The 12,753-nt window shown below is 41.1% G+C and carries 12 protein-coding genes and 1 other RNA gene; 6 read left to right on the top strand and 7 right to left on the bottom strand.

Going from position 1 to position 12,753, the window contains the following annotated elements; all coding sequences use genetic code 11:
* Positions 1-2: 2 nt before the first annotated feature.
* Positions 3-1,901: an extracellular solute-binding protein gene (locus tag ACTF5Q_RS02695; protein ID WP_438953162.1), complete on the bottom strand. Its 1,899-nt coding sequence runs from the start codon at positions 1,899-1,901 to the stop codon at positions 3-5.
* 120 nt (positions 1,902-2,021) lie between these two features.
* Positions 2,022-2,543 (bottom strand): c-type cytochrome, encoded by a 522-nt coding sequence (locus ACTF5Q_RS02690; RefSeq protein ID WP_438953161.1) that lies wholly within the window; start codon positions 2,541-2,543, stop codon positions 2,022-2,024.
* 112 nt (positions 2,544-2,655) lie between these two features.
* On the opposite strand from ACTF5Q_RS02690, the gene ACTF5Q_RS02685 reads away from it, so the two are divergent.
* Positions 2,656-3,486: a prephenate dehydratase gene (locus ACTF5Q_RS02685; RefSeq protein WP_438953160.1), complete on the top strand. Its 831-nt coding sequence runs from the start codon at positions 2,656-2,658 to the stop codon at positions 3,484-3,486.
* Positions 3,487-3,543: 57 nt separating this feature from the next.
* Here the strand turns inward: ACTF5Q_RS02685 and nudC are convergent, their stop codons facing one another.
* Complete coding sequence (gene nudC, locus ACTF5Q_RS02680) at positions 3,544-4,491, bottom strand: NAD(+) diphosphatase (RefSeq protein ID WP_438953159.1); 948 nt, start codon at positions 4,489-4,491, stop codon at positions 3,544-3,546.
* Between the two features lie 97 nt (positions 4,492-4,588).
* On the opposite strand from nudC, the gene ffs reads away from it, so the two are divergent.
* Positions 4,589-4,685, top strand: an RNA gene (gene ffs / locus ACTF5Q_RS02675) — signal recognition particle sRNA small type.
* Between the two features lie 58 nt (positions 4,686-4,743).
* Here ffs and ACTF5Q_RS02670 read toward each other — a convergent pair.
* A complete protein-coding gene (locus ACTF5Q_RS02670) occupies positions 4,744-5,217 on the bottom strand; it encodes a protein-tyrosine phosphatase family protein (protein WP_438953158.1) in 474 nt (157 codons plus the stop codon).
* A 99-nt stretch (positions 5,218-5,316) separates the two neighbouring features.
* Here ACTF5Q_RS02670 and ACTF5Q_RS02665 point away from each other — a divergent pair, with 99 nt between their 5' ends.
* Genes ACTF5Q_RS02665 through recR form a run of 3 tightly spaced genes read left to right on the top strand, consistent with a single transcriptional unit; the run spans position 5,317 to position 8,073 of the window.
* The gene (locus ACTF5Q_RS02665) at positions 5,317-7,065 is read left to right on the top strand and encodes a DNA polymerase III subunit gamma/tau (RefSeq protein ID WP_438953157.1); all 1,749 of its coding nucleotides are present in this window, start codon (positions 5,317-5,319) and stop codon (positions 7,063-7,065) included.
* Between the two features lie 26 nt (positions 7,066-7,091).
* The gene (locus ACTF5Q_RS02660; RefSeq protein ID WP_438953156.1) at positions 7,092-7,436 is read left to right on the top strand and encodes a YbaB/EbfC family nucleoid-associated protein; all 345 of its coding nucleotides are present in this window, start codon (positions 7,092-7,094) and stop codon (positions 7,434-7,436) included.
* 37 nt (positions 7,437-7,473) lie between these two features.
* The gene (gene recR, locus ACTF5Q_RS02655) at positions 7,474-8,073 is read left to right on the top strand and encodes a recombination mediator RecR (protein WP_438953155.1); all 600 of its coding nucleotides are present in this window, start codon (positions 7,474-7,476) and stop codon (positions 8,071-8,073) included.
* Between the two features lie 22 nt (positions 8,074-8,095).
* On the opposite strand, the gene ACTF5Q_RS02650 is transcribed toward recR, so the two are convergent.
* Together ACTF5Q_RS02650 and ACTF5Q_RS02645 are read right to left on the bottom strand one after the other, a co-directional pair.
* The gene (locus ACTF5Q_RS02650; protein WP_438953154.1) at positions 8,096-8,851 is read right to left on the bottom strand and encodes a DUF1013 domain-containing protein; all 756 of its coding nucleotides are present in this window, start codon (positions 8,849-8,851) and stop codon (positions 8,096-8,098) included.
* A 155-nt stretch (positions 8,852-9,006) separates the two neighbouring features.
* Positions 9,007-9,777, bottom strand: coding sequence for a TSUP family transporter (locus tag ACTF5Q_RS02645; protein WP_438953153.1), 771 nt, complete (start codon positions 9,775-9,777; stop codon positions 9,007-9,009).
* Between the two features lie 143 nt (positions 9,778-9,920).
* Here ACTF5Q_RS02645 and ACTF5Q_RS02640 point away from each other — a divergent pair, with 143 nt between their 5' ends.
* Positions 9,921-11,615, top strand: a complete 1,695-nt coding sequence (locus ACTF5Q_RS02640; protein WP_438953152.1) for an acyl-CoA dehydrogenase family protein — start codon at positions 9,921-9,923, stop codon at positions 11,613-11,615.
* A 42-nt stretch (positions 11,616-11,657) separates the two neighbouring features.
* Here the strand turns inward: ACTF5Q_RS02640 and ACTF5Q_RS02635 are convergent, their stop codons facing one another.
* On the bottom strand, positions 11,658-12,692 hold the full coding sequence (locus ACTF5Q_RS02635) for an NAD(P)/FAD-dependent oxidoreductase (RefSeq protein WP_438953151.1): 1,035 nt from the start codon (positions 12,690-12,692) through the stop codon (positions 11,658-11,660).
* Positions 12,693-12,753 lie beyond the last annotated feature (61 nt).

Here is a 12,753-nt window from a genome sequence, read left to right as displayed (position 1 = left end):
GTTTATTGGCGCAGAAAACCAGCATCTTTTAGTGCTTTCGCCTTACTTTCATTATACCACCAATAGTCCAAGTATCCCAAGTCGTAAGGTGCAATTTCTTCCGGATGTTCATACATATCCCAGTAAGCCACGCGATGCTGATCGTTATACCATTGTGGTATCCAAAAATTGTAAGCTCTTAGTGTTCGGTCAAGAGCTTTGACTGCCACTTTTAAATCACTTTTATTTTCTGCTGCAACCACATGCTCAATAAGCGCATCGACAGCTGACGATTTCAAACCCATTGAATTAAAGACAGAATCATCGGCTGTATCAGACCCAAAGTACTGCTTCAGCCCAGAGGAGGGTTCATATGACATAGGGAATTGATCAGTAATAATATCAAAGTCATAGTTACGAGTTCTATCTGTATACTGAGCAGGGTCTATTCTATCATATTCAGCATCGATCCCAGCTGCTTTCATATTTTCAACGAAAGGAAGTACGATCCTATCAAATGCAGCACTGTCCTCAATTATTTCAATTTCCAAAGTTTCGCCGCTAGCATTTCTTCGAAAACCATCTGCACCAACGAGCCAACCAGCATCATCTAATAAAGCATTTGCTTTGCGGAGATTGGCTCGATCCATTGGCTTTGTTCCAGATACCGGAGCCATAACTGCATCCTGCGTGAGTACGCCGCTTGGCAAATCACTTTCCAACGTTGATAAAAGCTTCATTTCCTCACTAGAGGGCAGTCCAGTGGCCGCCAAGTCTGAGTTTTCCCAAAATGAATTTATTCTAGCATATTGTCCGTAGAACAAAGACTCACGGGACCATTCAAAATTAAATAGATAAGATAAAGCCTTTCTCACCCGAATATCAGAAAATTTTTCTCTCCGGAGATTCATGACAAAACTTTGCCCGTTTGCTATACCTCCATCCGGCATTAATTTTTTTACTACATGCCCATCGTTCAATGCTGGAAAATCGTACGCAGTGGCCCAACTTTTTGATGAGTTTTCAACCCGCATCGTGTAAGCCCCCGACTTAAATGCTTCAAATGCCGCATTAGTATCCGCAAAATATTCAACTCTGATCTCATCAAAATTCGATCGACCCCTATTTATTGGTAGACTTGCGCCCCAATATTCAGGATTTCGTCGATATTTTACCCAACGATTTATTTCAAAGCTTTCTAGGATATACGGACCTGATCCGATTGCTGGCTCCATTCGAGACTCGTCAAGCCTAGCCTGGCTTCTTTCAAACCAAGCTTGTGATTTAACCGGTAAACCACCAACGATTGGTATCGCGTCTCTTTTCGATGCTTGCTCTGAAAATGTGTACTTGATGGTATAGGGACCAATAACCTCAACGCCTTGAACTATTTCAGCCAGAACAGCCCTGTAGCTGGGCAAACCCTGTTCAAGGAAGAGGTTATAAGTAAACGCTACATCGTCTGCTGTAACAGGAGTTCCGTCAGAAAACTTTGCCTCTTTGCGAAGTTGAAAAATAACCCATTTTTGATCTGCTGGGTACTCAATACTTTCAGCAAGCAGCCCATATGAAGATCCAATTTCGTCGCCTGTCTCAACAAGGAGTGACTCGAATGGAGCAGATGAAAGAGACGCAGCTCGTCCCTTCCTTGAATAAGGATTCATCGAGTCAAAAGTACCAAAACCCCATATTGATATTTCACCACCTTTTGGCGCATTTGGATTCACGTAGTCTAAATGCTTAAAATCATTTGGGTATTTTAGTTCTCCAAAGAAATTAAACCCATGTGCTTTTATATTGTCTTGATCTGCATTCACAACAGATGCAGTGGATACTAATGACACAATAAAGATCAAATAAACAAATGCGATCAGTCGAGTTCTTATTATAATTAAATAATTAATTTGCAACAATTCCAACATAACAAACCCCTTTTTCATAACATATGTAAGATTGAGGCAGTTTTTGACCATACTCAAGGCGGTTTTATTAACAGTTAAAGCAACTATTTACCATTAATAATCAAGCTGATTTTGTCACCTTCATTCTTCCACACTGTCCAAGTAGGCAATCAAATTTGCTCGGTCATCAGGCTTTTTGAGACCTGCAAAGCCCATTTTAGTACCGGGCGCGTATGTTTTAGGATTTTCCAAAAATCCATTCAAGCTGTCAATATCCCAGACATCTGCAACCTTTACCAAAGCGCCAGAGTAGTTATACCCACTTACAGAACCAACCTCACGATCGACAACAGCATAAAGATGAGGTCCTGTCGCATTAGCACCATCCTCTAGCTTATGACATGCCTTACATTTACCCCAGACCTTTGCGCCTTTAGATACATCCGCGACTTCCATTAGAGCAGCAAAGTCAATTTCTTCTTCGGATTCATCAACAATTTCTTCTTCTTCAACTTCTATAGCATAGCCATAAGCATGCTTTTCCCCGTGCCCATGACCACCCACATGATAGAAGCTTTCGGCAGCCCAATTGCCAAGGAGATAAATTAACAGGGCGCCACAAAAGCCACCAATTATTTTTGTGAAAATCATTGTATCAAGCATAACACACGGTCCATTTAAACTAGTTTGGAGCTTTCTATCCTCATCGATACAGGTTATGCAAGATGTTGATCCGCGACGAAACGCCCTTTAGGGCAAATTTTTGGGGTGAAAGATGAAAACCATAGCTTTTCAAGGCGAACTCGGAGCCTATTCGCATGAAGCGTGTATGTCAGCTCGACCAAATTGCAAGGCGTTGCCATGTAAATCCTTTGAGGATGTTATTTATACTGTAAATAACAATGTTGCAGATTTAGCCATGCTGCCGGTAGAAAATACTACCTACGGCAGGGTCGCGGATATTCACAGATTACTTCCTGGATCCGGCCTTCACATTATTGATGAAGTATTTACTAGGGTAAGAATAAATTTATTAGGCTTACCGGGGAAAAAGCTCGAAGATATCGAAGCAGCTGAAGCGCACCCAGTTTTATTACCACAAGCAGCTTCATTTTTAGACAAAAATAATATCCGCGGGATTAGGGCAGTTGATAGCGCAGGCGCAGCTGCAGCTTTAAAAGGTTCGAAAGCCGCAGGGCGTGGGGTGTTGGCCAGTAAGTTGGCTGCAGAGATCTATGGGCTTGAAGTACTTGCAGAAGACATCGAAGATTCCGATCATAATACTACAAGATTTCTTCTGATGTCCTCCTACCCAGACAATACCAGGCGTGGCGACACAAAAATGATGACAACGTTCATTTTCCAGGTGCGCAATATTCCGGCGGCTTTGTATAAAGCGATGGGTGGCTTTGCTACAAATGGCGTAAACATGACTAAACTAGAGAGCTACATGGTTGGAGGAACCTTCTCCGCAACTCAATTTTATGCCGACATCGAGGGTCATCCAGATGATACAAATGTCAAACTGGCCTTGGATGAGCTGTCTTATTTTACTCAATCAATAAGTATCCTTGGAGTTTACCCAGCTAGTTCCAAACGAGTATAACTTCAAATTTTTTAATATTACAAAAATGCCAGGTTTACGTTGTAGGATCGGTCAGTTTTATTGCAATGTATCAGCTAACCAATTTAATAGCAGAAAATGTGCGATTGAACCAGGTCTTGCCGCTTTAAAACTGTCTTCTATACCTGCCATGACCATATGAAGATCATGTTTATTGACCCATTTAATATCTTCCATCTCAGAGTGATCTATTGTGATTTCTTTGGACGTTGCTTCCCCATAGCAACCAAACATCAAAGACATTGGGAACGCCCACGGTTGCGAGGCAAGATATTGCACAGCGCCAACATTAATTCCAGATTCTTCAAAAGCCTCTCGGCGAACCGCTGCTTCTAAAGTTTCCCCAGGTTCCATAAACCCTGCGAGTAGAGAATACATACCATCGGGCCATCCGATAGATCTACCCAACAAAACAAAGGGTCCATTTGTGATTAGCATGATCACTACTGGGTCAATGCGTGGAAAAGACGAACTGTTACAATTTTCACAATTTATCTGCCAGCCCGACTCAATAATTGAAACTTTCTGTCCGCATTTGGAGCAGAAGCGAGAGGTATTTTGCCAATGGAAAACAGATTTAGCGGTAGAAGCCAATTCAGCAGACCTAGGTGTAAGTAAGTGCATGAAGCTTCTTAGTTCCCAAAACGGTAAATCTTTACCAAGAAATTCATGAAATTGTTGAGTTTTATCATAAAACGAGCCATCTATTTCATCTTGGCCAATAGGCTCCCATTCCGAAATATCAGTAGCAAAATACGAAACGTCTTTATTTCTTCCAAGAAAGATTATTTGTTTATTCGAAATTATCTTATTTGGATATTTAATTAGGGCAAGTTCGCAAGCATTTTTTAAATCAACTGCAAATTTACCGCGCCAATGAATAATGAATAGATCTCCCTCACGAGGCGAAGCTTTTGCAGAGCCGCGAAACTCACTTGCTCGATTTAACCCAGATCCCCCAAAAGTAACTCTTTCAGCATTTCTCAAATATAAAGATCCTTACCGAAGTATTTGCCTTATCCCTAAAAATCAAAATTGACAGAGTCAACTTGCAACTACACTTTAAAGCCCTTAAATAACTACCGAGGGGTTGATGCGGGCGTGTTCCTCGCCAACCCGGTCAGGTCCGGAAGGAAGCAGCCGTAACGAGTTTTATTCGGGTCGTTATCAATCTCTCACATTTTTTTTGCAAAATCACCTTTTTTCGCAAAATCACCTAAAGTTTTCTAATTTGCAGCTTTACTTGAAAGCCCAAAACTTTTGTTGTTCAGTTTCGATTGCGCAAGGTCGAAACTCTCGCAAACGCTCCAAAGCACCTTCAGAACTCCAACCCATTTCTAGAAGTAACCGCATCAAAAACATTCCAGATCTACCGCACCCACCCATACAATTGAAAATTACACCCCCACCACTGAGTACAGTTCTTTTTAAAATTGGCATCATAGAATTCCATTCTTTTTCACGTAGTGCATCTGGTATCTGAAAGTCATCTACCGCTATTTGAAACCATTTAATTCCTAATGTATGTAATTTTTCAGGTAAGCTGGCGGCTGAACAGTTAATCATCTCAGATTTGGTTGCACATGTTACAACGACTGTAGGCAGTGCATTAACCAATTGAAAAAAGTCCTCATCAAATGAAGAGTACTTTCCCGGCATTGGACATAAGCCAACGAAACCATTTTCAAATTCTATTTTGACTACCTCAAACACAGACTTCTATAATGCTATTTCAATTTGCCATTTAGAATAGTAAATAATGCAGTATACTAACACTAGTAAATATTCTGTATGTCTACTGGGTACCTATTGATGACTGAAATAAACGAAATGAACCTATATAAAGTCCTTGCTCGAAAATACCGCCCAGAGACGTTTAAAGATTTGGTTGGCCAAACGGCAATGGTTCAAACTCTTCAAAACGCTTTTGAAGCTGATAGGATTGCACAAGCGTTCATTTTAACTGGCATAAGGGGTACGGGGAAAACGACCACAGCGAGAATAATTGCCAAAGGGTTAAATTGTATCGGTTTAGATCAAAACGGTGGGCCCACAGTAGAGCCTTGTGGGAAATGTTCGAATTGTACTGCAATAATTAAAGGCAACCATGTTGATGTAATGGAACTGGACGCCGCAAGTCGAACTGGTGTTGATGACATAAGAGAAATAATAGAAAGTATTTATTACAAAGCTTCCTCAGGCCGCTTCAAGGTATACATAATCGACGAAGTTCACATGTTGTCTAATAACGCATTTAATGCACTGTTAAAAACACTGGAAGAGCCACCAGAACATGTAAAGTTTATTTTCGCAACAACTGAAATACGGAAAGTGCCTGTAACAGTCCTATCCCGTTGCCAAAGATTTGATCTTAGAAGAATAGAGCCAGAAGAGATGATGGTACTGCTTCAGAAAATTGCAGGATCTGAAGGCGTAAATGTCTCTGAGGATGCTCTGCGAATGATAACTAGAGCTGCGGAAGGTTCTGCAAGAGATGCAACATCTCTTCTAGACCAAGCGATAAGCCACGGTGGTGGCAGTAGCGATGCAAAGCATGTCAGAGCGATGCTTGGAATTGCAGACCGTGGCAGAGTATTGGACCTTTTCGAATTGATAATGCAGGGCGATGCAGCATCTGCCCTAAATGAACTCGGTTCACAATATTCAGATGGAGCAGATCCAATTGTGATTCTTAAAGATTTAGCAGAAATCACACATTGGATATCAGTTGCGAAGATAACGCCAGATATAAATGAAGACCCTACAGTAACGCCTGATGAGCGAATGCGCGGTGTAGAATTTTCAAAACTTTTATCTATGCGTGTGCTCACGAGAATGTGGCAAATGCTTATAAAATCTCTTGATGAAATTGCTGTTGCCCCAAGCCCGATAATGGCCGCAGAAATGATAATTATACGCCTCACACATGCGGCCGACTTACCTCCGACAGAGGATTTAATCAAGAAAATTGAGAGTAAATTGCAGGGGGCTAGCAAAGGAAAAAATTTAGAAACACCATCAAAAAATATGGGTGAGCACGTGAATAGTCACGAGATTTTTCAACCTAAACAGAATAACGCGTCCAACTTAAAAGTCGCTCCGGCTGCTGATGAAGGTATTGGGATACTAAGTTATACTAAATTCGAAGATATTCTAGAATTAGTAAAACAAAATAGAGATGTCAAATTGCTCGTTGATATCGAAAATGGTTTGCGCTTGGTCACCTATCGTCCAGGATATATAGAGTTTACGCCAACGGAATTTGCTCCTGCTAACTTAGCCCAAAGATTAAGCAATAGACTCAAAGAATGGACAGGAAGCCGCTGGGCTGTAAGCGTTGTCCAGAATGGTGAAGCAGAGACAATTTTTGAAAAAAAAGAAAAAGATGCTAAAGAATTAGAAACTGAGGCATACGCTCATCCTTTCGTAAAAGAAGCGCTGGTTCAATTTCCTGCTGCTCGGATTGTTAATGTAATTTCTAAGAAAAAATTAGAGCAAGAGGCAGCCATTCAGGCACTTGAAGAAGTTGACAATGAGTGGGATCCATTTGAAGAAGATTAAAACAGAATTTATTGAAAGGTTTTAAAATGTTTAAAGGACTAGGTGGACTTGGAGACATGGGCAAAATGATGAAAGCAGCCCAAGAAACGCAGGAAAAAATGGCGCGTATGCAAGAAGATTTGGCTCTCATTGAAGTAATAGGAGAGTCTGGAGCTGGTTTAGTTAAAGCGACAGCGACAGCAAAAGGCGAGTTAACTGGCTTAGAAATTGATCCATCAATTTTTAACGGCGATGATAAAGAAATTGTAGAAGACCTCATTTTGGCCGCAATAAAGGATGCACAAGCAAAAGCAGCTGATAGATCAAAAAATGAATTGGAGAAAATAACCGAAGCATTGGGGCTTCCAGCTGGAATGAAATTACCATTTTAGATTCAATCAAATCCCCTATTTTTGTCTGAGGAAACCATTGAGCACTTCAAGAACACGAGAAATTGAGATATTGATAGATCTTGTCGCCAAATTGCCTGGATTAGGCCCTCGCTCTGCCAGGCGCGCTGTTTTGCATCTGATCCGCAAAAAAAGTACTCTATTCACTCCCCTATCGAAACAGATGGCTAAGGTTGCTGAGCAAGCCCGGGAGTGTCTCAATTGTGGTAACATTGGGACCTCAGATATATGTGAGCTTTGTGAAGATCAAAAACGAATTAACGGTCAAATTTGCGTTGTTGAAGATGTTTCGGATCTATGGGCTATGGAGAGAACATCAGTTTTTAAGGGCCAATATCACGTTCTTGGCGGAACTTTATCAGCTTTGGATGGTATCGGGCCGGAAGAATTAAAAATTCCAAAACTAATAAAACGCGTTGATAATGAAGAAGTCCATGAAGTTATTTTAGCTTTGAATGCCACGCTTGAGGGACAAACCACGGCTCACTATATAGCTGAACAGATCGAAAATAGGGTTTCGGTAACCTCACTGGCCCGTGGAGTTCCTATGGGAGGTGAGTTAGACTATTTGGATGAGGGGACTATCTCCGCCGCTTTAAACGCTCGAGCTAAAATATGATCCTTAAAAGGCTAATACTGACTTACTTATCGTTGTCAGCCTCAACTCCTTCCTCTGGTAAATTGAAGAAACTGTCTGCATCCCTGTAGTCCTGGCCCTCGTCAGATTGAACTTCCGCATTAGGACTATTTACGGGAATGTCTCCCTCAGCATTAAATGGATTAGGTGCTTTTTCTTCCACATCCATCTCTAGAGATTTTTCGGTGCTAACCAATTTTCTTCGATCCTCATCATTCATAACATCGCCAGCAGCAACTTTCTTATCCGCTGCTTTTTGAACTGCTGCATCTAGTTCTGATTGTTTACACAAACCCAAGGCAACTGGATCTATTGGTTGAATATTTGAAATATTCCAATGAGTGCGTGTTCGAATGGCTTGAATTGTTGGCTTCGTTGTTCCAATTAACTTGCTGATCTGCACATCGGATAGTTCAGGATGAAACTTGACAAGCCAGTATATTGATGCAGGCCTATCCTGTCGTTTTGAGAGTGGAGTATACCTAGGACCACGGCGCTTTTCCTCTCCAACTGCAGCTGGATTAAATTTTAGTTTTAGTTTGTGTAAAGGATCTCCCTCACCTTTCTTGATTTCATCCAAGTCTAACTGATTGTTTGCAACGGGATCAAAACCTTTAACACCTAATGCTACGTCGCCATCTGCAATTCCCTGGATCTCAAGTTCATGCATACTCACAAAGTCGCCAATTTGCTTAAATGATAGGGTTGTATTGTCAACTAACCATACAGCAGTAGCCCGCGCCATAAGGGGTTTTGCCATTGTGTTTTACTCCTTTAAAAACCCTACGCTGGGTTTGTTTTGTGTTACCATGTTGGGAAACTTCGGTGCTTCTATAACCTAAGATTTAAGAATTTAAAAGAGATAATAAAAGCTAGCTATCGTGTTGAAAACTTAGTTGTAGCTTTTGTGGTATGTCAAAACATGTTGGCGGACCGATATATCAAATAAACGCCACCGATACACAGCAGAATAAGTGTGACCACGCGAAATTTATCTTGATTTAAATAACGTTGGACACCGACTCCAAGTATCATTCCGATCATTGCGGGTAAAACCATAAAAGCCGACAGAATTCCTGAAACTTGATTAAAAACGCCCGTGTACAAGTGTGCAAACAATAAAAAAAGTGAACTAGAAGCAAAGGTCAAGCCTTGCACTAATATCTGTCTTTTCTTTGACGTACCAATAGATGTCAAATATAGAACGGTTGTTGGTCCCCAAATTCCAGTCCCACCTCCAAGCAAGCCGGTAATTGCTCCAGAAATACCCGATAGAGCTCTAGAATTTGTCCTTTTGGGTGCCCGAATATTTACTAGCTGTAAAAGAGATAACAGTAAGACTACAGCGCCGATACCGGCTATCAAAGTATTAAGATTGGCTGCAGCAAACAAGTTTGCACCAACAAATAATCCAACCAAACATGCAAATAAAAAAAATCTAAAGTCCCTAATACTTTTAAGTAGCTCTGCTTTTCCAAACAAACTTACTTGGTAAATATTTGTAACGAGTGTCGGCATAATTAAAACTGCAAGCCCTAATAGAGGCATACCAAGTGCTGCAGAACATCCTAAAATTATCATTGGCATTGCAAAACCAACGATACCTTTAATGAAACCTGCAGCAAAACATACTGTTACAAAAAACAAAACAGTTGACGTTTCAAATTGGTGAATCACATTAAGCATTGTGAAGCAATAGATCTTACATCACGCTGCGGTGCAATATTTCGCCACGTAATTTAAGAACAATTTGCCACACTTCTTTGTATTTATGTTGCGCTGAAACTGCAAAATGTATAAAACACGAGGAAATTGAAAAGGACTGATTCATGGCACATGATGGACAAGATTTAGCATTTCATTTGGACAATTCTTGGATGATTGTTGATTTGCTAACAAAAACTCGGCGGGCAGCAGATGAATTAAGCACCCTTTTTGAAACCGCTAGACAACAAATGAAAGCTCAAATTGTTGTTGATGGCAAAACTTCAGGCAAACTTTTGGAGGAAAACCAGGACGCAGTTCATGGCCTAGCGTGGCTTGCAACATATGCAACCGCGATGCAACAAATGCAAAATTGGGCGGAAAAATTGCACTCTAATGGCGAATTTGGTGAAATTGAACAGCTTCTACATCAGATTGGGACCAGTGAATATCATGCACAAGTTCTCGGCGGAATACCAATGTCGCAGGGAGAATTCGTGCGTCTGAGTGACATAGGCATTTCCGAGGCGACAATAGATAAATATCGATCCGCAGACGTTGTGGAGTTATCGAATAAAGGCAACAGCCAAGACGCTCGCATGAGGTTGGTCCGCTTGATGCAAGATCATTCTGCAGAAATTATCACAGGCAAGTCTGGACTTGAAGACGAATTAGAAATGATACGTGAGCAGTTTCGTAAGTTTTCTATCGATAAAGTGTTGCCAAATGCACATGAGTGGCACCTAAACGATGAGTTAATCCCTATTGAAATTATTGAAGAATTAGCAGAGCTGGGTGTTTTTGGACTCACCATTCCGGAAGAGTATGGCGGATTTGGTCTCTCAAAGGCCTCCATGGCAGTGGTATCTGAAGAGCTGTCTCGTGGTTACATCGGAGTGGGATCCTTGGGAACCCGTTCAGAGATTGCCGCAGAATTGATTGAATGCGGTGGAACAGAAGAGCAGAAACAGCAGTGGCTTCCCAAAATTGCAATGGCAGAAATACTACCAACTGCCGTTTTTACGGAACCTAACACTGGTTCAGATTTAGGTGGCCTCCGAACCAGAGCCACCAAAGATGAAAATGGCGATTACAGTGTGACTGGAAACAAAACCTGGATTACCCATGCCTCTAGAACTCACGTCATGACATTACTTGCAAGAACTGACCCCGACAGCAAAGATCATCGAGGATTATCAATGTTTCTTGCAGAAAAAACACCAGGCGATGATGAAAATCCTTTTCCTACTGATGGTATGTCTGGTGGAGAGATTGAAGTATTAGGTTACCGAGGTATGAAAGAATATGAAATTGCCTTCGATAACTTTCATGTTAACAAATCTAATCTTTTGGGCGGAGAAGAGGGTAACGGCTTTCGTCAATTGATGAAAACGTTTGAAAGTGCAAGAATTCAAACTGCGGCGCGCGCTGTGGGTGTTGCTCAGCAAGCAATAGATCTTTCTTTTCAGTATGCCTTAGACAGGAAACAATTCGGGAAGGCATTAATTGAATTCCCACGTGTAGCCAGTAAGCTCGCCATGATGGCCGTGGAAACTACAATAGCGCGACAACTAACTTACTATTCTGCATTTGAAAAAGATAATGATCGAAGGTGTGACCTAGAGGCAGGAATGGCTAAACTCTTGGGAGCGCGAGTTGCTTGGGCTGCCGCCGACAATGGTCTCCAAATTCATGGTGGTAACGGTTTTGCTTTAGAATATCAAATAAGCCGTGTTCTTTGTGATGCTAGAATACTAAACATTTTCGAAGGTGCTGCGGAAATTCAGGCTCAAGTTATCGCTAGAAGACTTATGGAGTGAATCTGCTCTCAAAGTTCGTTGAAATTTTTCTATGTGATTAAGCTATAGTATGTTTTTTGGTCTAAATGCCTCTGGAATTTTATCAACACCATCACAAATCAGAGAAATAAGTACGCTAGCCAATTCTGGGGCCATACCAAGGCCTATTTTAAAGCCACCATTAACTATATAATCACCGTCGATTAAAGGATGTTTACCGACTATTGGTGCTCGCGACTCACTTCTTGGTCGAACATCTGCCCATCGTTTAATAGGTTGGTGTTTTCGTAATTCGGGAATAATGCTTCTTGAATCTTCAATAAGTCTATCCAAGCCTTCATCCGTTGCATTTGGTGAGCTGAATTCATTTTCAGATGTGGACCCGACAGCCAAAGTACCATTGGAATGTGGTACGAAATGAACAGACTTTGCAAAAACTTGAGGGTAATCCATACATTTAAAACTAAATAATGCCGCCTGACCTTTGACCGCCGTTCTAAATTTTGTTTTAGTTAACTTGGAAATTCTATCTAAATCATGTACCCCGGTCGCCCAAACTGTTTTTGCATTCAAGTTTCTTATTGGCTGCGTTTCAAAAAGCCCCCCGTGCTTTTCAATTGCTCTAGCTAGGCTAAAACATGCATCTCTTGGATTGATGCGAGCAGATAAATTGTCAAAAACCCATTTTTTTGTTTTTGAAGCGATTGCCCATGGGCCACTACTATCAATAATCTGCCATTTTGCCAATCCACGCCAAAGATGTTGAGAGCTTTGACGCCTATTTTGAGCGAGAAGTAAAGCTTTTTCATCTTCAATAGGTTGAAGACGACCTAATCTCGCATACCCTGAATTTACACCAGATACTAAATCCACATCATTCCAAAATTTTTCTGATTTAACTAAACTTTGAAATTGAAACTGCTTTTTTGAATTCCAATTTTCTGGAACATGTGGTGCGAGCGCGCCAACTATTCCCCCACTTGCCATACGCGCAATGCCGTTGGGATCAACTATGCATACTTTTAGGCCACGTTTTGCAGCTTCCCAAGCTACTGTTAATCCTAAAACTCCAGCTCCTCTAACAATTAGATCAACCATTGCTATTTAATTCCGATTAGTTGCAGTATATTTATCGCTCAAATTATCTTTTCACAAGGTG

The sequence above is a fragment of the Candidatus Salinivivens marinus genome (genome assembly GCF_965655845.1).
Classification (GTDB): domain Bacteria; phylum Pseudomonadota; class Alphaproteobacteria; order Rhodobacterales; family Rhodobacteraceae; genus Salinivivens; species Salinivivens marinus.
This window is presented reverse-complemented; position numbering and strand designations above follow the sequence as displayed.